At 35.1% G+C, this 19,412-nt stretch carries 19 protein-coding genes; 6 read left to right on the top strand and 13 right to left on the bottom strand.

Features of this window, described 5'->3' with window-relative positions:
• Window positions 1–6: 6 nt before the first annotated feature.
• Window positions 7–624 (bottom strand): NAD(P)-dependent oxidoreductase, encoded by a 618-nt coding sequence (locus QDN89_RS14470; RefSeq protein WP_280770867.1) that lies wholly within the window; start codon window positions 622–624, stop codon window positions 7–9.
• A gap of 50 nt (window positions 625–674) precedes the next feature.
• Window positions 675–1,574: a DMT family transporter gene (locus QDN89_RS14465; RefSeq protein ID WP_280770866.1), complete on the bottom strand. Its 900-nt coding sequence runs from the start codon at window positions 1,572–1,574 to the stop codon at window positions 675–677.
• A 218-nt stretch (window positions 1,575–1,792) separates the two neighbouring features.
• Between QDN89_RS14465 and QDN89_RS14460 the strand changes: the two genes are divergently transcribed.
• A complete protein-coding gene (locus QDN89_RS14460; protein WP_280770865.1) occupies window positions 1,793–2,275 on the top strand; it encodes a glutathione peroxidase in 483 nt (160 codons plus the stop codon).
• A gap of 61 nt (window positions 2,276–2,336) precedes the next feature.
• Here QDN89_RS14460 and QDN89_RS14455 read toward each other — a convergent pair whose 3' ends face one another.
• The 5 genes from QDN89_RS14455 to QDN89_RS14435 all read right to left on the bottom strand — a co-directional run bounded on the left by QDN89_RS14455 (window position 2,337) and on the right by QDN89_RS14435 (window position 7,588).
• Window positions 2,337–2,738, bottom strand: coding sequence for a hypothetical protein (locus QDN89_RS14455; protein ID WP_280770864.1), 402 nt, complete (start codon window positions 2,736–2,738; stop codon window positions 2,337–2,339).
• Between the two features lie 243 nt (window positions 2,739–2,981).
• A complete protein-coding gene (locus QDN89_RS14450) occupies window positions 2,982–3,650 on the bottom strand; it encodes an HAD family hydrolase (RefSeq protein WP_280770863.1) in 669 nt (222 codons plus the stop codon).
• Window positions 3,651–3,946: 296 nt separating this feature from the next.
• Window positions 3,947–5,455: an amidase family protein gene (locus QDN89_RS14445; RefSeq protein WP_280770862.1), complete on the bottom strand. Its 1,509-nt coding sequence runs from the start codon at window positions 5,453–5,455 to the stop codon at window positions 3,947–3,949.
• Window positions 5,456–5,551: 96 nt separating this feature from the next.
• The gene (locus QDN89_RS14440; RefSeq protein WP_280770861.1) at window positions 5,552–6,808 is read right to left on the bottom strand and encodes a hypothetical protein; all 1,257 of its coding nucleotides are present in this window, start codon (window positions 6,806–6,808) and stop codon (window positions 5,552–5,554) included.
• Window positions 6,809–7,150: 342 nt separating this feature from the next.
• Window positions 7,151–7,588, bottom strand: a complete 438-nt coding sequence (locus tag QDN89_RS14435) for a redoxin domain-containing protein (protein ID WP_280771038.1) — start codon at window positions 7,586–7,588, stop codon at window positions 7,151–7,153.
• A gap of 250 nt (window positions 7,589–7,838) precedes the next feature.
• On the opposite strand from QDN89_RS14435, the gene QDN89_RS14430 reads away from it, so the two are divergent.
• Both QDN89_RS14430 and QDN89_RS14425 read left to right on the top strand, forming a co-directional pair.
• Window positions 7,839–8,234, top strand: a complete 396-nt coding sequence (locus tag QDN89_RS14430; protein WP_280770860.1) for a spore germination protein GerW family protein — start codon at window positions 7,839–7,841, stop codon at window positions 8,232–8,234.
• 15 nt (window positions 8,235–8,249) lie between these two features.
• Window positions 8,250–8,753 (top strand): cupin domain-containing protein, encoded by a 504-nt coding sequence (locus QDN89_RS14425; RefSeq protein WP_280770859.1) that lies wholly within the window; start codon window positions 8,250–8,252, stop codon window positions 8,751–8,753.
• Between the two features lie 99 nt (window positions 8,754–8,852).
• Here QDN89_RS14425 and QDN89_RS14420 read toward each other — a convergent pair whose 3' ends face one another.
• On the bottom strand, window positions 8,853–9,533 hold the full coding sequence (locus QDN89_RS14420; protein ID WP_280770858.1) for a zinc metallopeptidase: 681 nt from the start codon (window positions 9,531–9,533) through the stop codon (window positions 8,853–8,855).
• 801 nt (window positions 9,534–10,334) lie between these two features.
• A complete protein-coding gene (locus tag QDN89_RS14415; RefSeq protein ID WP_280770857.1) occupies window positions 10,335–10,718 on the bottom strand; it encodes a hypothetical protein in 384 nt (127 codons plus the stop codon).
• Between the two features lie 538 nt (window positions 10,719–11,256).
• On the opposite strand from QDN89_RS14415, the gene QDN89_RS14410 reads away from it, so the two are divergent.
• Window positions 11,257–12,639, top strand: a complete 1,383-nt coding sequence (locus tag QDN89_RS14410; protein WP_280770856.1) for an MBL fold metallo-hydrolase — start codon at window positions 11,257–11,259, stop codon at window positions 12,637–12,639.
• A complete protein-coding gene (locus QDN89_RS14405; RefSeq protein WP_280770855.1) occupies window positions 12,632–12,901 on the top strand; it encodes a DUF3006 domain-containing protein in 270 nt (89 codons plus the stop codon). The genes QDN89_RS14410 and QDN89_RS14405 overlap by 8 nt, the downstream gene beginning before the upstream one ends.
• 52 nt (window positions 12,902–12,953) lie before the next feature.
• On the opposite strand, the gene QDN89_RS14400 is transcribed toward QDN89_RS14405, so the two are convergent.
• Entirely contained in the window at window positions 12,954–14,207 is a 1,254-nt protein-coding gene (locus QDN89_RS14400; RefSeq protein WP_280770854.1) for an ABC transporter permease, read from the bottom strand.
• Window positions 14,200–15,102, bottom strand: a complete 903-nt coding sequence (locus QDN89_RS14395; protein WP_280770853.1) for an ABC transporter ATP-binding protein — start codon at window positions 15,100–15,102, stop codon at window positions 14,200–14,202. Before QDN89_RS14395 ends, QDN89_RS14400 begins: the two co-directional genes overlap by 8 nt.
• Before the next feature lie 408 nt (window positions 15,103–15,510).
• On the opposite strand from QDN89_RS14395, the gene QDN89_RS14390 reads away from it, so the two are divergent.
• Entirely contained in the window at window positions 15,511–16,065 is a 555-nt protein-coding gene (locus QDN89_RS14390; RefSeq protein ID WP_280770852.1) for a CotY/CotZ family spore coat protein, read from the top strand.
• Between the two features lie 117 nt (window positions 16,066–16,182).
• Here QDN89_RS14390 and proC read toward each other — a convergent pair whose 3' ends face one another.
• Window positions 16,183–17,025 carry a pyrroline-5-carboxylate reductase gene (gene proC / locus QDN89_RS14385; RefSeq protein WP_280770851.1) on the bottom strand — a complete coding sequence of 281 codons (843 nt, stop codon included), beginning with the start codon at window positions 17,023–17,025 and terminating at the stop codon, window positions 16,183–16,185.
• A gap of 275 nt (window positions 17,026–17,300) precedes the next feature.
• On the bottom strand, window positions 17,301–19,358 hold the full coding sequence (locus QDN89_RS14380; protein ID WP_280770850.1) for a S9 family peptidase: 2,058 nt from the start codon (window positions 19,356–19,358) through the stop codon (window positions 17,301–17,303).
• Between the last annotated feature and the right edge of the window lie 54 nt (window positions 19,359–19,412).

Here is a 19,412-nt window from a genome sequence, read left to right as displayed (position 1 = left end):
TAAAAATCAAGTAGCTAATCCGATCGATTGGCGAACGGTCTTATCATTGTTTAACGTTTGTATCATAAAATGTGCCACATCTGCGCGAGAGATACTTCTTCCGTGTTTTGGAACCATTCCAAGAGATGTGCGATACTTTTTTGTTAGTGCTTTATCAGTTAACCCCATTGGTCGCACGATTGTCCAGTCTAATTTTTTTGTTTTGATCATTTCTATAGAGCGTCGATGATCAGACAAGACATTTCGTAACAAGCGTTGCGCAATAAAACCAGTAACACCTGGAATCTCTTTATGCACTCCAGCGCTCGCCAAATAGATTAGACGGTTAACTTGATGTTTATCCATACCTTTCAAAACATTTGTCATCATCTGTGAGGTTACGGTTGACGGTTTCAATCCTTGACCACCTAAACAAGATACAACCGCATCAACTTCGCTACTCATTCCATTGAGAATATCGCTTTCAACAAGTGCATCTCCAATGACTTTTTTTAATCTTTTATGTACGAATGGGAAGTCAGATGTCGGCCGAATAAAAGCAATAATTTCATGACCTTCTTCTAACGCTTGTTCAACAAATAATTTTCCGGTTGCACCGCTAGCTCCAAAAACCATAATATTCATACATATCCCCTACTTCCCATTTTACTAAATATCGTTTTATAGCTCTTCTATTAACTTGTTGAACTATCCTGCTTCCATTTCGAATTACCTCTTTTTTTTCCTGCTTGCGTTGTCATCAGCACACCAAAGATGACAATAACTGTTCCAGTTATTTGCATAGACGTGATCTCTTCATTTAACCACAAATATGCACCGAGTATCGTAAATACAGGTAAAAAGTTCAAGAAAATGGATGCTCTAGAAGCCCCGAGAACACCAACTGCTCTATTAAAGAAAATCAATGCTATAAACGAAGGAAACACCCCTAAATAGACAAGACCAATCACTAAGTCAGTTTGATACAATGACGGCACACCAACGATGAGCCATTCTATAGCTACAAATGGTAAGAGAACGATAATAGATATTCCTGTCATGACGAGAAGAGCAGCGAAAGCCGGAAATAAATGCATGTATTTCTTTACCATGATCGAATAGACGGACCAAGAAATAATCGCACCGATCATTATTCCATCTCCTGGATTCCAATCCATTGTCGCTATCTGAAAAATCCGACCATCCATGACAACCCATAACGCTCCGAATAGTGAAACACATACACCTAACCATTGAATTTTTATTAACCGCTCCTTTAATAATATTGCACTAAGTACGACGGTTAGTGCTGGGATAATAGTTTCTAGTACAGCGACATTTGAAGACGTCGTAAATTGCAATGATCCGTAAATAAATGTATTAAAAAACGTTACTCCAGATAAGGTCATAAGTAAAAAAGGCCACTTGTATTTTATAAATAAATTTTTATTGATCCAAGTTTTTTTCCAAGCAATAGGAAGTACGATAAGAAAAGCGAGAAATAACCTAAAAAACGCTATCGTAAATGGGGGTAATTCATTGATTGCTTTACCTACTAAAATATTTCCAGCATAAAAAATAACGACAAAAATCATTAATATATAAGAATAAACGATGGGAATCCCTCCAGCTATTTAACCATTAAGAATTACTAACTATCAACTTGATAAAAATGTTCCACTAATTAAATCAGCTTCCGCACTTTATCTTAGCATATTATTGTCATTTATCGTTCTCTCAACATGAAAAGTCAAATCGTTTGCGTCTCTATCCTCTTTCTAATAAACTAATGGGAGAAAAAGGAGGTAATCACATGACAACAGTTCATGATTTTTCCGTACAGAAACCTAACGGTGATGATATTTCACTCGATACATATAAGGGGAATGTACTTATCATTGTAAACACAGCAACAAAATGTGGACTAGCACCTCAATTTAAAGAACTTGAAAAACTTTATCAACAGTATAAGGATCAAGGTGTCGATGTTCTCGGGTTCCCTTCCAATCAATTCATGAAACAAGAACCTGTAGAAGATCAGGATATGATTGAAACTTGTGAGATGAACTTCGGCGTCACTTTTCCACTTTTCAAAAAAATTAAGGTGAACGGCAATGAAGCCCATCCTCTCTATAAGCATTTGAAAGAAAAAGAATCTGGTATGCTTAGCTCGGACATAAAATGGAATTTCACAAAATTTTTAGTTGATCAAAACGGTGACGTTGTGAAACGCTATTCACCACAAACATCTCCTGCTAAAATTGAAAAAGATCTAGAGAAGCTTTTACATTCATAAACAAAACAAAGTCCCCCACTTCGCATTTGGGAGACTTTTTATTTAACTATTTTGATTGACTTTAACATTGTGATTCTTTACAAACATCTTGTAATACTGTTTGATTTGACTCTATTTGTCTCGTTATTTCTTCTGGTTTACATTCATATCCACATATGATGAATCCATGATTTTTTAAAAATCTTGCACTTATATTTAATTCTACTTTATCAGAAACAATTAAGTAGACTTCCTCTTCATCAATGTCATGGTAATGTCTCTTCAAATAAGCAAGAGGCATACTTATGCTTCCTTTAATAGGGTCATTATGAGCCAATTGAAAGGTACGCATATCAACAATAAGAATATCATCACGGTTTTCAAATGAACGAAAGTTACTTTCAAAAATTCCTTTAACAGGAAAATACCTCATATAACCACCATATGCAATTACTATTAAAATAAAGATCATTAAAATTGTCATATATACCCCTCTTTAATAACGAATAATTAGCTTTAATAACAATCCCATTCTATACCATCAAGGGTATTTCAGTCAACTTAATGAACCTATTTTTTTCAATACCTAACATCCACACACGAATTTTCATAGATTAGTTACTAAAGAGGCTATCTCAAAAGCCATTTAAGTAAGAAAAACGAGTCAGGAATAACATCCTAACTCGTTTTGTATGTAGTCAATTTTTCTGTAAGTGACACTCTATCGTTAATAAACAGGCCACTGATTTTTTTCAGCAATTTGCCTCATGTCTTCCCCAGGATTTACAACAACCGGATGGTTTACAAATTCAAGTAAAGGAATGTCACTTTCACTATCTGCATAGGCCCATATGTTATTTATCGTCCCTGCATTAGATGTTGATGGATTTTGACTTAGCCAATCAACAATTCTTCTGACTTTTTCTTCCCCGTTTACGATTGTCCCAATTTCACCGGTACATCTACCATCAGAATCAAACTTAAGCTCTGTACTAATAACATCTACATCTAAATTTAGTTCTTTTTTAAATGCATACAAAAAAGGTTGAAGTGCTCCAGATAATAATACAATATGATCACCATTTGCTTGATGTTTGCGAATTTCCCCAACCAAATCATAATGAATGTCATTTATACCTTGTTTTATTAACCCTTCAAAAAAATCTTCTAGTTCCTTTTCCGTTTTACCTTTGAAAGATCTAGCGAACGATTTAAAAAAAGAATGACGGAAAGCATCTTTCCCTTTCGTTATTCTTACGACAATAGATTTGACTAGTCCTTGTCCTACATTCATCCACTCATTCCAAGTAAATTCTTTTTTAGCCATTTGAAACATCATTTTAAATGAATTTCCTCGATAAAGTGTTCCGTCAAAATCCACCGTTATAACCGCCATTACTATCACCTCGCATCTATTTTAATTCACAATAGTCTAGATGTAAATAATTAGAAAGTAATCTTATTTGCATGAAAACAAGCAATTCATTGAAAATATCGTCGTATTTTGTCGACTACAAGCGACTATTAGATATTGTGACAGGACTTTCATTTGGATAGTGATTTTCACGAGTAGACTCGGTACTTCTCCTATAAGAAACGATGACTTTTAAAATAAACACGAAGGCGAGAACTGAGCCAATATTAAAAAGGCTCTCATGGAAAGAGAACCTATTTCAACATAGATATTTAAAATCAATGAAGGTTCATAAAAGGGTTTTTATGAATATCAATCCACAAATCAGTTCGTTCAAAACTAGCTGCAACTTTAAGAAGTAAATCCTCTCTTCCACGCGCTGCCATAACCTGAACACCAACAGGTAGTTCGTCTTTTGTTTCATGTATAGGTAAACTCATAGCCGGTTGTCCAGTTAAATTCGCTAATTGAGTGAATGGGGTTCGCATCAAACTTTCTTCAATTAATTGATCGATCATTCCCGTTTTCAGTAATGCTTTTCCTGCCCCTAACCTAGAAACGAGTTGTATTAATGCCTTCTCCTTTTTCTTTAAAGATAGCTCCCCAACCTTAGCTTGTGTCGTTGCCGTTGTCGGTGTAATAAACAAATCATATGTTTCATGAAAGGTTTCCATTGCAATAGCAGCTTTGTCCCATTCTCTAAGTTGAAGGACAAATTGCTCAGCACTCGTTGCTTTTCCTAACATACCTAAAAGCCAAGTAGTAGGTTCCACATCATTCATCGATACTTTTCTTCCAAGTGATTCCTTTACATCTTTAAGACTTGCCGCTACTTCTCCGAAATATAACGTTAAATAACTTTTCGCTATTTGTTGTCCATCCACAGGTGGATCAACTTCTTCTACATAATGTCCTTGTTCTTCCAACCATTTCACTGCTCGGTAAACTCCTTGTTTGCACTCCAGATCAACTGAGGTACCAATTGGAGAATTTAATGAATAAGCTACTCTCATTGGATGTTTTATTTCTTGGTTCATCACATCTAAATAGCTACCATAAAATATAGGTGCACGATAAGCATTTGTCTTTTCATTGACGTAAAGAGCATCTAAACTAGCAGCACTGTCTCTGACGGATTTTGTAACGACATGTTCTGAAGATGCGCCCTGCCAAACACGACCTCGAGCAGGGCCACATGGTGTTCTACCTCTAGTAGGTTTCAAGCCAAATAAACCACAATAAGCCGCCGGAATTCGAATGGAACCACCTCCATCATTCGCTCCAGCAACAGGGACCATTCCGGCAGCGACTGCCGCTCCTGCCCCTCCGCTAGATCCGCCAGGTGTTACTCCAATATTCCATGGGTTTCTTGCGGGGCCATAAAGACTCGGCTCTGTTACTCCCATAAGTGAAAATTCAGGGAGATTTGTATGACCAAGCATAATCATTCCTGCTTTTTTCAATTGTTTCGTATACGTTGCATCCACTTTAGATCGGTTGTTTTTTAATCCTTTCGAACCAGACGTGAGCTTTTGCCCTGCTACTTCTTGTGTGTTGTTTTTCAATAACATTGGGACTCCAGAAAATCTTCCATTATTCTCATCTATTTCATTCAAAGAGTTTAATGCATGTTTATAAAATTTATGATTTACAGCATTTAAAGTAGGATTTAATCCTTCAATTTTAGCAATCGCTTTCTCAAGCACTTCTTTTCTACTCACTTCTTTCTTGCGAATGAGCTCTGCTAAACCTAATCCATCGTACTTTTCATATTCAAATCCATTCATTCCATATCCCCTCCTATGTCCATTTATTTTAAGAGTTCGATGGACATTGGGAGATTTCCTCTTATTAGGCGTTTTATTTCAAATTTAGAAATGAACCTATTTCCACTTTTTATTAATTTTAATAATTAGGAAAGATAAAAGTATAATAATGATAGATCCACCTAATACGATTGTCATATCGTTCATGTACGTCTTTCCTAAAAGAAGAACAACAGCTAAAAATGCCATTAAAGCACCTGAAATAAATTTCAACGTTCTACCAGCTTCTTCTTGTATAAAAGCTTTTCTCATCGTTACAACCATAACGGTAACAATCGTGATTTCTACTAGAACGTACATAAATAAATATATAAATAGATAACCTAGATAACTTTGAAAAGCAATACTTTGACTAGATACAATGCCATTCCAAATAATTGGAAATCCAGCTGTGCAAGGTAACTCGATCATTGATGCGAAAAATCCAATCAGTATAGAAGCAATAATGAAACCACTTAATCGTTCCGTGGAAAATAATTTATCTCTCACCTTCTGAATAAAAGCTTTCTTATGACCTGTTGAAATAGAAAACGTCATTTTCTTGTTTTCTTTTCCTAAAGCATCTCTAATATTTACCGATGCAAAAAAAGCTGCTAATGAAAATAATAAAAACCGAACCCAAAAATAATCAATGATCTGAATAACAACTGCAAACGTCCCTAAGATAAACAAACCATAAATAAATGATACAGTTAATATGTAGGTTCCTCCAACTACAAACATGAGTTTTCTAGATTTAAATCGTATAATCATACTGATCAAAAACATTAACGCCCATAAAGAACATGGATTGAATCCATCTACTATTCCAATAAGCATTGTTGTAAAAAACAAGGAGTAATTTGATAAATCCCACCCAAATAACTCCACATTTTCATCAGTCTCATCTAATGAAAACGAACAATCTTCATTTTCGTTATTCTCGCTACACGTTCCTCCTTCTGAAAAGGAAATATTTTCATCTCTACTTTCCCCTAAAAGTCGATTATTTAGGGATCTTTCGACTACTTCATTAAATCCTTGCCAAACTTCACCTTTATAGATGAAAATTGGGACAGACTGAGATGTTATATCATACTCATTAATTAATTCTATAAATCGATCTCGATCATTAGAAATTTCCACTCTTTCTATAGTAAGAGTGGTTTCTTCCTCCAATTCATCTAAAAATTTGCTCGATGTTTCACAAACAGGGCAAGACTCGCTCCACAAATAATAAAGCTGCTCATCTTCCGCATTAACAGAAACAACACTAGTAAATATGTTAAATAAGACCAGAAGTAATACTACTTTATTAATAAATACATATTTCATTTCATGACCTCCTATCACTGATACTGATACGTCATTCTTATTAAAAGGAAAGTATCTCTATTTTACCATTTTGACAATCATTTCTATTTAGAATGATTGAACTAATTAAGACATTTTTTCTCTAATGAAAAATGAAAAAAACCCTCCTACAACTAATCTGAGAAAGGTTTCTTAATGATAAATTTAAATTTTCGTAGTCGTTTCTTATTCTGATAAATTTTTAGAGGATTCGCGTGGTGAATGAATTTAAATTCGTTGCATTCATTCGCATTCTTGTGGCGCCAATGCTAAAACTTGTCACACTTCATATTTGTTTTAACGAACATCATTTCTATCTTCGTTTTATAGAAATTTTAAATGTTCCAAACACTCTTGATAATCATCGTTTTGATCTGCTTTAAATGAATTATTAACAAAAGTAATCTTCCCGTATTTATTTATAACAAATACGGACCGCTGTGCTGTCATATCTTTATTAAGTACGCCATAATTCGTCGCTGTCTGTTTAAACCAATCAGACAATAATGGAAACGGGAGTGTTCCTAAACTTGCTTGAAAAACGTTATGCGAAAAAATATGGTCAACACTAACTGCTAAAATTTCCGTTTCAAGTTTTTGAAGCAGCTCATAATCCTCTTTCCAAGAGGTTAGTTCTTTAATTCAACCAGGTGTGAAATTTAAAGGGTAAAATGCTAATAGTACGTTTCTTTTTCCTATGTAATCACTAAGTGCTATTTTTTCTTTTCTCGTAGAAGCCAAATTAAAATCTGGAGCTTGCATCCCGATTTCTAACACTGTCATTATATCCACCTTCTTTATTTAAGTCATCTGAACAACGAATAAGCTGTATTAATTATTGTTCTCCAAATTGTATGCAGTATACTTGAAGGAAAAAAGTTCTAACAATATTTAAAACATGCTGATTGAAAGGCAGGATATTTATATAAGTAAGTCGAATCAATCAATGTATTCTTTTAAAAAAGCCCCTACGGTTTCAAATGGCCAGAAAATTTGTTAAGGAGGTTAGTATATGTCAATTAACAACAATAATCTTGATCAAGATTATGACAAAGAAGGTTTGTTCAATGTTCCAATAAGCTCTCTTTTCAATAAATTCGCAAACGAACGAGATGTATCATTGGTTTATGGAGATATTATTGAAGTGAAGAACAAAAAAATTCTCCCTGTGGCAAAAGCATCTTATGCTTTTGGTGGTGGTAGTGCAAACATTGAAAAAACGAAGAAAAATTCGTCTGAAAGGAGCGGAGGTGGCGGTGGTCACTTTACGATCTCACCAATAGGAGTGTTTGAAATTACGGAAGAAAAAACGTTATTTAAACGAACATCAATGAGTAAAATGAGTTTCTTTCTAGGAGCTGCTACAGCTATAAGTCTTGTAAGCATGATAAGTCAAATTAGAAAATAGAAAAGGGGATTGTCAATGAACAATAATGCAAACAAATGGATAAAAGATTTAGATCTCCTTCCTCATCCAGAAGGGGGATTTTACAAACAAGTACATAAAAGTGAGGAATCTTTTACTCTTGAAAATGATAATGTTAGACCCGCATATACGAGTATATATTTCCTTCTCACAAATAAAAGTCCCTCTCACCTTCACCGCTTAGCATCGGATGAAGTTTGGTATTACCATGACGGTTCCCCTCTTAGTGTTCACATGATTCATAAAGATGGTTTTTATGAGAAAGTCATGTTAGGGAGAAATCCAGAAAAAAATGAACACCTTCAAACCGTTGTTCCGAAAGGCACTATATTTGGCTCATCCGTTGATGACGAAGAGGCATTCGCATTAGTTAGTTGTATGGTATCTCCTGGATTTGATTTTCAAGATTTCGAACTTTTCTCTCAGAAAGATTTATTAGCTGATTTCCCGGAGCACAAAAATATCATTCTAAAACTAGCTTATGAAAAACTACCAGAATAATTTTCTGATTACAGAAGTTTGAGTGATTGTAAAGAGAGAAAAGAGAAGAGGTTCTAATGGAGCCTCTCCTCTATCTTTATCTGTTCCATTCAAATATCTCTAACGTCTCCCTCTAAAAATCATGATGAATTTCAGCAATTGTAAAACAGCCATTAACGTACTTGCCACATAAGTCAGTGCCGCTGCATTTAAGACCTTTCCAATTCCTTTTTCTTCTCTATTCGCAATCATACCAAACTCCAGTAATTTATTTTTCGCACGATTAGAAGCGTCAAATTCAACAGGAAGAGTGACGACTTGAAACAATACAGCTCCTGAAAAGAGTACGATACCTACACCAATTAAGTTTGTCATTCCTAGTAAAAGCCCTCCAAGAAAAAGCATTGGTGCAAGTTGAGATCCTATACTCGCTAATGGAAATAATTTATGTCTTAATACAAGCATGGAATATTTTGTATCATCTTGAATAGCATGTCCAACTTCATGAGCAGCTACTGCCATTGACGATATAGAATTTCCACGGTACACAGGTTCGGATAGGCGAACAGCCTTTGCAGTCGGATCATAGTGGTCAGATAATGCTCCACTTTTCGAAAGTTCTACTCTCACATGAGACAAACCTTCTTTATCAAGGATATGTCTTGCTGTTTGAGCTCCCGTCATATTAGATGAAACTTTTACATTAGACCATTTTTGAAAGTTACCTTTTACTCTTGATTGTGCCCAAAAGGCAAGACCTAAAGCGATAATAATGAGAAAATCCATTGGATGAAAAAACACGAAACTGCCCCCTCGATGATGGTATTTTTTAAATAATGAACCAATCTATTTGCGAATACATTTTTTGTACCGGCTTTTCCAATACAATATTGTATCTATTCATTATTATAAAAAATCAATATGAACAGAAAATGAATTACTATTTTAACTAGTACGTGTATAAGCGATAAAACAGAAAAAACCCGAATAAGGAGCACTTTCAGCTTCCATTATTCGGGTTGGCTTTTTTTATTTTTAAAAACGAATGCATGATTTATAACCTAACCTTCATGACTATTTACTTGTTTACGTGTCTCTCTAAACAAAGATAAAAATAAGAATATTAGAGCAACAATATTTAAAACGAGCATTACTATATAATAATTACTTTGACTACCTTCCACTAGATAAGTTAAATATCTCACTCCATTTAGAATTAGAATGACGATCAAAAAAATCAGCGACTTCCTTCCCAACAAATTCATTCCCCCTAGATTATAATCGTTTCTTACTATGTATACATTGATATATTTATATTCACACGATGATGAACGAGAAAATGAATGCTTTACCACGCCACTCTTTGGAATTACATTTCATTTTTTATCGACCAGTGGCCTTTAGATGATCCATATTTATAACAAATTCTATTTTCCACTCTTGTATTTTATCAGTAAATCGAATTTTCATCATCTTTTGATTTTATCAGATAAAGAAATTTTATTTGGAGAATTAAACAGGCATCTATTTAAATGATAGATGCCTGTTTATTATACGAATTTATCGGATGAATCGATGTTGCAGAGTTTTTCGAAATGGTTTTTACCACCAGCTAGTATAGTAAAGTTTACCTTTTTTAAAATCAAATGTTGTTATGATATTTTTTAATTCATCTTTCGTTCTTTTCAATTCATTAAAAAAATACTTATCATATGCTGTACTCCCAAAAAAGAATCCATCAAGTGTAGGTAAGATTTCATGCGCTCTATCTTTCTGACGAAGTGCTGACCGACATGTGTTATATAACCTAATCAAGTCTTGATGCGTCACTTCATAGACTTCACATTTATCCTCTCCTTCTTGAATATTTTGCACAAACCAATGATGAATTTGATTGGCCTTTCGCCAATATAAGACAACATCTTCATTGGACATAACGTTAGAATCACTTTCCTTTTTATTGATTAAATACATGTCTAAACCCATCCTAATCAACTCCTAAGATTAAAAGGATCGAATCATACTAGGAGACTTTAACAGAGTATAATAAAATAATTTCTGAATCAATTTGAAAGTATCTCATATAGGGGTTCTTAAACTAATTGTGGAGTGGATTTTCTGATTAATAAAATCGAGAAATAAGAAATGTGTATTAGTAGCTTACACACAATGAGAGGTAGGAGAGTAAATAGATAACCTGTTATTGCAGGAATTACTCGGGAAGCAAATCATTAGGTTATCAAGTGAATATTAATCGGAAGGCAAGAAGCATTCTCACACAAATACGTGATGAAAGTAGTATCTTAGAAAACAGTCTATTAGATGATTCGTCAAATATATTATATCGCAGATAAGGAGAAAATAGAATGGATGTTCTATAACAATCTTTCAAAATATTTTTATTTCAAGTTATTTTAGCTGAAATATAATCTTTATGTTTCTTATAATTAATAAATCGAACGATCGTTCATTACCTATATTTTCTAATCATGTTAAACTATTAAACAACAAAGGAGTTGAAATGATGAGAATCAAAAATGTGTCCTTTACTTTAGGAATGCTTACTTTCTTATTACTTGCAGGCGGGTGTGAAACAAATAACGAGTCAAAAGAAACAACTGAAAATAATAATATCATCGAAGAAAATATGGAAGAAGCTGAAAATAATCAAGAGAGTTATTTAGAATCAGAAAATGAGAACACGAATAATCAAATTAATAATAATCAAGATAATAATAATGAAATAGTAACAAATGAAATGAATAACAACGAAACAAATGAAAAAGATGAAATCGTTGAAAGTGTCTCGGAAGCCTCTGAAAATCTAGATGAATTATCCGTTCATTTTATTGATGTTGGACAAGCTGATGCAACATTATTTAATTTTACATACGAAGACGAAGAATATACTGTTTTATTTGATACTGGAAACTGGAATCGAAATGATGTAAAAACTTATATAAAGAGTCAAGACATCCATTCTATCGATGTCTTGATTGGAAGTCATCCCCACGCTGATCATATTGGTCAAATGGACCTAATTATTCATGAATTTAACATAGATGAAATTTGGATGTCTGGAGATATAGCAAGTTCTCAAACATTTGACCGTGTGTTGGATGCGATAGAATCTAGTGATGCAGATTATGATGAACCTCGTTCCGGTGATGAGTTTCAGGTTGGTCCACTTACGATCGAATTTTTCAATCCAGAAAGCTTAACTGGTGATCTACATGAAGGATCTCTTTCTGCTAAATTCTCCTATGGTGAGGTATCGTTTCTCCTGACTGGTGATGCTGAATCTCAAACAGAGCGAGCAATGATAAATCGTGGGCATGATCTACAATCAGACGTTCTACAATTAGGACACCACGGATCAGACACCTCTACTACTTCTGAATTTTTAGAAGCTGTATCTCCAGAAAAGGCAGTGATTTCAGCGGGGGCCAATAATTCTTATGGACACCCTCACGATAGTGTCGTCGATAGAGTCGTTCAGGCTGATGTGACACTTTATAGCACAGTCGATCATGGGACAATCATTATGGAAACAAAAGGAAAAGATATAAATACGCTCACTAGCAGCGAAGGAACCATTTCGCCATCTTCTACTAGTGGTCAAGGAAGCAGCGATCCAACAAATTCTTCTTCGGAAACTTCTGAAGAAAGTGACGATTATTCTTCAAACGAGACAACAGCTCCTAGTCATTGTATAAATATTAACGATGCTTCATTAGAAGATCTTCAGGAGATTACACATATTGGCCCTGCTCGTGCGGAAGAATTAATTGAATTACGTCCCTTTGACTCTGTTGAAGATCTAGAAAGAGTTAATGGAATCGCTGCTGGAAGATTAGCAGATATTATATCTGAAGCGAAAGCTTGTGTAGGAGGATCTAATGAATAAAAAGGGCGTTATTGACAGATTAGAAGACAATAAATTAGCAGTTATTTTAGTAGAAAGCGAAGGATTAGAATATGTTGTTCCTAAAGAGAAATTGCCAAAAGAAGCAGGTGCAGGAACATGGCTTACTTTCGTTGTTGAAAACAACAACATGACAGATATTAGCATTGATTATGCTAAAACTGACCAATCTCTAGTCAATGCAAATGCTAAACTCAATCGAATTCGAAAAAAATCGGCAGGCAGTAAATTTAAAAAAAAGTAATTTGAAAATAATAAAGCATGAAGGAAAGCCCCTTCATGCTTTTTATAGTCGATTAATTTTCTTTTTTAGACAGCTTTAATGCTTGTTGAATTCCTGTTTTGAACGAAAACTTCCCATACATAAGAACGCCACCTTTATAAATTCGAGCTGCCAAAATGTTAATTAAGATCGCACTAATAATTAAAATGCCAATAATTAATGTAACTTCCCATACAGGAACAGTACCCATCCCTATTCGAAGGAAAAGCAGTTGTGGCGTGAAGAACGGAACGTAAGACAGAACTTGAATAAATGTTGTTTCAGGAGCATTTAAACCAAACATGGAGATGAAAAATGCTATCATCGCTAAGAAAATCAACGGTTGAATCGCTTGGTTCACTTCTTCTGCACGACTGACAAGGGCTCCGAGCATTGCAGCAATACCACCATAAACAAAATAGCCTAAAATGATAAAAACTAGTGCATAAATGATTAATGAATAATCGATGACTTCTGTGAAAATTGTCGTGATAAAGTCATCTCCACTCATCGTTGACCCAATGAAAACAGCTAATGCTAATGCTGCCAAATTCACCATTCCTGCTAAACCAATCCCTAATATTTTTCCGAGCATTTGTGTCACTGGATTTATACTTGAAACAATGAGTTCCATCACTCTCGAAGACTTTTCCGTTGCTACTTCCGTTGCAATCATGGATCCAAACGTAATGACAATAAGATAAATGGCAAAAACAAGGCCGTATACCATCCAATACGCTTGCATATGAGACTCTTCTGTTTGCATTTCTCCATTTTGACTTAAGGAATTTTCAATGAATGTAACCGGATTAAAAATCATCGCTAACTCTTCGTCATTTAAATCTAATTCCGTTGTCACTAACGTTTCTTTGACTCGTTGCACATCTTGATTCACTTCTTGTGCAACAGTAAAATCCGTTCCTTCTCCAAAAAACTCTGCTTCCATATTTGCAGATTCTCCGCTAATGGCAAGAACATAATCGTAGTTATTATCGTATGCTTCTTCCAGTGCATCATTCACATCCCCATACGTAAAATGGATATATTCAAATGCCCCCTCTTCCATTGATGCTAACATTTCTGCATACTCTCCATCGCTATCCGTATTGTCAACAACAGCAATACTAGATACTAGTTCGTCGTCATCGCTTGTGAAATTTTCTAAAATACTGTTTAAATTTAATAACCCAATAATTAAAACAACCATGATTCCAGTAGCAAAAATAAAGGATTTCGATTTAATTCTTCGACTAGCGGTATGAGTAAACGTTGTCCAGAAATTATTCATCCGAATCACCTCCTGCATGATCTATGAAAATATCATGTAGAGAAGGTTCTTCTACTTCAAATTTCCTAACAAATCCACTATTGGCTACTTCTTTGAATATTTCTTCTGCTATACTTTCACTTTCAACATTGATAGCTGCCCCATCTTTATTTTTATCAACATTTAGGACACCTTTAATATTCTTTAAAAAATCAAGTTCATAATCTGCTTTAATAGTAATCGTTTTCATTCCATAGGAACGCTTGATATCTCTTAAATTTCCTTGTAGTACAGCTTTCCCATGTTTTAACATAATAATATCTTCACAGAGTTCTTCAACATTATTCATTTGGTGACTAGAAAATACGATCGTTGTCCCTTCTCGTTGTATATCTAAAACCGCTTCCTTAAGCATATCTGCATTTACTGGGTCCAATCCACTAAAAGGTTCATCTAGAATAAGTAGGTCTGGTTTATGTATAACGGCTGCCATAAATTGAATCTTTTGTTGATTTCCTTTAGATAATTCTTCTATTCTTTTGTTTTCATACTCTGGAACTTGGAAACGTTGAAGCCAATGGCGAATTTCTCTAATAATGTCGGGTTTTTTCATTCCCTTTAACCTCATAAGATAAATAAGTTGTTCTTTTACTGTTAATTTTGGAAACAGTCCTCGTTCCTCAGGTAAATACCCTACCAATTTTGTTCGTTTATATGATAATCGTTCCGCATCCCACGTAACGAAACCTTCAGTAGGATCGATCAAGCCAAGAATCATACGAAAAGACGTTGTTTTCCCTGCACCATTAGCACCCAGCATGCCAAATATTTCTCCTTTTCCTACAGTTAACGTTATACCATCAACTGCACGATGTTCATCAAATCTTTTTTTAAGGTTATTGATTACTAACGTCATGTTTTCTTTTTCCTCCCTTGTAAGTAATTCATGATAATGAAAGAATTTTTCTTTCGGTTTATCGTACGTTTCCTTCGATCTGTAATACTTACTTCTAAATGCTCCCTCTTAAAATTCACAAGTATTTCCATTATACGATACGATTGTTTCATTTAAAAGGTTTCAAAAAATTACTCTTCTTATCTCTATGTATACCATGAATACGAATTTGAACCGATTGATTTCCTGGCAGGTTAATGAAATATTCTGAAGATATATAGACATCATAGTAAAACAGATGAAAGTAATTGTTCTTGGTAGCACAAAAGTGGTTACTTTCCTCATTTTCTTAAATATAGATATGTACACAAGCAGTTGCTTCTCATTTACATACATTGTAGAGATTTAAAATAATAAGGAGGAATCAAAATGACAGTTAAACATCAAAAATTTACCGATGATTGTGTTTGTAACGTTGTAAGAGATATTGTAGCAGCTCAAGACGCAGTAATTAAGAATGACGATTGTTGCACAACCAGTTGTGAACAGTCTATTGACCAATTACTTTCACCACGAGTGGAGAATCTTGTTAATACAACTATTCCTTTCATCCTTTATTGTAAAGATTGTACGCCATTTATCGGTAGTGGTGTATTTGAAGGTGAATTAGGAGCATCTGGAAATACTTTTTTCGGTTGCGTAGAAAGTCCCATTTTTAGAGCTAAAAGATTTGTTAAAGGAAGTGACTGTTGCGTTCAGCTAGAGTTGTTACTGCCAGTCACAGAAGGTGGGGCTACTCCCGGTCCAACAGATAGTGGTGTAAGTGATGTATGTAAGTTTTTCCCTGGTAGAAGTATTAGAGATTTCCAAGCTACTGGAATCTGTTTAACAGTAGACTTAAATTGCTTCTGCGGAATCACGTGTCTAGACCCTATTACACCTATCCCTTCTGGACAATTTTCAATGAATAGTAATGATGACTAACTTTATTTATCTTAGGTCAGTCTATCGAGCCAAACTACTTCAAAAGCTAAAAACTATCTAAAAATAAAAGCTAGGTCGGCGGACCTAGCTTTTACATTATATATTAAAAAGTTCACGCTACCTTACAGTTACCTTTTCTAGTTGTTCACTAATTTCCTTAGAACGGTTCATGGCACCTTGAATCGCTGCTTTGATCGCCTTACCTCCACCATTCGCTGCTAAAGCTTCTAACCCTGATGCAGTTGTTCCATTTTTAGATGTAATGTTTGTTCTCAGTTGTTCGGGGGATTCTTCTCTCTCAAGGATCATTTTTGCAGCACCTAAAATGGTTTGAGCACCTATCTGTCTAGCTTGTGACGGGTCCATTCCATTTTCTGTAGCAATTTTTTCAATATGCTCCATTAAATAGTAATAATAAGCTGGACCACTTCCAGCAATTCCAGTGAAAAGATCCATTTGCTCTTCATCAATGACATACACTTCACCAATGGCTTTCAGAAGAGTTTTCGCTAATTTAACGTTTTTCATCGTTACGTTTTCACCTGGTGAAATAGCTGTTGCTGATTCCTGTATCATACTAGAAGTATTCGGCATTACTCGAATCACTTGTTGGTCATCTTGTAAATGTTCTTCCATAAATGATGTAGAAATACCTGCTAACACACTCATAACAACTTGATTAGGTTTAATCTGATTTTTAATAGATGCAAGGCAAGTTTCTGCGTCTTTAGGCTTCATTGCTAAAATAATTACATCTGCAGATTCAATTGGTAAACGATCTCTCACCATTCCTTGAATCCCGTAGCGATTATGCAATTCCAGTAGTCGTTCTTCGTTACTATGATTTGTTACAATGATTTGTTGTGGTTCGAGTGTTCCTGTTTTTACAATTCCAGAAATCATCGCTTCTGCCATGTTTCCTGCTCCAATAAATGCGACACGTGTCGTTGTTCCTGACATCCATATCCAACTCCTTGTGTTGTTTGCATACCCGTATTCTTCTTAGTCCGTTTACAATCTTACCATGCAGTTAATTGACTTCAAGGGGGTTTTGTGAGGTAGTGAGTATAAACGGCAATTAGTCCGTGTAAGCGCCACCATTCACTGATTAACTTAAGGAAATCGTCAAATTTGCCGTGAGAGAGCTTGAGAAAACGTTAGACGCATTTTCAAAAGGCTATGTCCTTCCACATAAAAACCTTTGCTCAAAACAAGCAAAGGTTTTTTGGATATTACTAACAATCACGATGATAATTAAACCAAGAGACTAATCTCTCGAATCGATCAAGTTGATGGGAAGGTCGAGATAAGCCATGGAATTCATCGGGATACCTTATCATAATCGCTTCCTTCTCTATCCTTTTCAATGCGACAAAAAACTCTTCCGTTTGCGCAATGGCTACGCGGAGATCATTTTCACCATGCATAAGCATCATTGGGGTGTTTACTTTATCTACATGTCCCAGTGGAGAATGGTTGATTAGATGGCTGCTATCTTTCCAAGGGGTTCCACCATACTCATATTCGTCAGCTAACGTAATATCAGATGTTCCGTATCCACTAAGTAAATTCGTCACACTGGCGCCTGCGCAAATTGCCTTGAACCGATCCGTTTGCGTGGAAATCCAACAAGACATATACCCTCCATAGGACCAACCATGGACAAACATTTTGCTCGTATCAATGAATCCTTTTTCAACAAGTGTATCAACCCCTGCCATCACATCTTTATAATCAAGATCTCCCCATTTTTTATCGATACAACTAGCGAAATCCTGCCCGTAAGTTTCACTTCCCCGAGGATTTGTGTACAAGACAATATACCCCTCGTTCGCAAATAGTTGTGCATCAAACATAAAGGTTGGACCATAAGCGGCATGAGGACCACCATGAATAAGTAAAATCAATGGATACTGTTTCGTTTTATCAAATTTTTGCGGGTAAACAACCCAGCCATCAATTGCCTTCCCATCATTACTTTCATAAATTATTTTTTCCGAATCACAAATCAAAGTTTCTTTGAGAAAATCGTTATTTATGTTTGTAATTTGTTTTTCTTCCCCATCCCACAAGTATAATTCTTGCGACTTTGTAGGTGTTGTAAATGTATAGACCAATAGATCGTCATCAACAGCTAAGGTTGATAACGAGCGATTCTCGATTTTTAAAACCGGTTGCGCGAACAGAGATAATGGATCAACTTCATACACGTTGTTCGCCCCTTTATCAGCTACCAAAAAAATAAATTTATCTTTTTGCCAACCTCCGCTACCTGCGATCGGACGATCAAACCTTCTCGTAATATTGCTCGCGTCGCTTGGTAGCAAAGGCGTTGTTTCTTGATTGTTTTGTATCTGAGACAAAAACAAAGAAACATTTAAAAGCCATAAATCTGTTGAGGTTGATGCGCCAACTCGCTGATCGTGTCCAGAAAAACAAAGGTATTTCCCACAAGGAGACCAGTTTGGACTAGACGTAGGTCCAGGTGCATCATATAGTAAGTGTTCTTTTCCAGTATCTACTTCTATTAACCATAAATCGGATTTATCTTCAAGATCTGCTCGTTCACTATGACGAGAGCTACAGACAACGTATTTTCCGTCTGGAGATAATATTGGATCAGTATAGTCATAATCCTTCTTCGATAGTTGCTTGCCTTGAGGTTTTCGGTCCAATTCAGGTTCTTCCATTACAGGAGTAATAAAAACATGATTTCTCCTATCCCCATAATAACCATGACGATCAAAACGATAGCTGAATCTCGTAATCACTTTCACTTTGTTTTCCTTTTTATCTTTTTCATCTTCCTTGTTTTTTTCTTTATGTACATTATCAGCTAATTCTTTTAACCGTTTTCCATCGTTTTCTGGTGCTCCTTGATATGGAGTCCATTGGTCCTTTTCATGACTAAACACTTCTGAACAGTATACAATTTCATTACAATGAGGTGTCCAATGTAAAGGAGGCGACACTGCCTCCTTCGTTTTTAAACACCATGCTTCTCCACCTTCTAACGATAAAATCCAAATTTGACTTTTTTCCGTGCGAGAAGAAATAAATGCAATTTTTTTACCATCAGGTGAAAAAGAAGGGGCGCTGTCTTCACCAGAGAAAGTTAATTGCTTCGTTTTACCTAGATTATAATCATATAAATATAAATTTGATTGTGATTTGTCCTTCTCTTTATCCACTCTACTTACAACATAGGCTACCTTATTTCCTCTAGGTGCAATCGAAGGACTAGCTATACTTTTTATCCTTACGAAATCTTCCACTTCCATTTTTCTTTTCATAAATCATAGCCTCCATTATCCTCTTTTACTCTTTATTCTTCCATTCTACATTCT

It is taken from the genome of Salipaludibacillus daqingensis, from assembly GCF_029891575.1.
GTDB classification, from domain to species: Bacteria; Bacillota; Bacilli; order Bacillales; family Salisediminibacteriaceae; genus Salipaludibacillus; species Salipaludibacillus daqingensis.
This window is presented reverse-complemented; position numbering and strand designations above follow the sequence as displayed.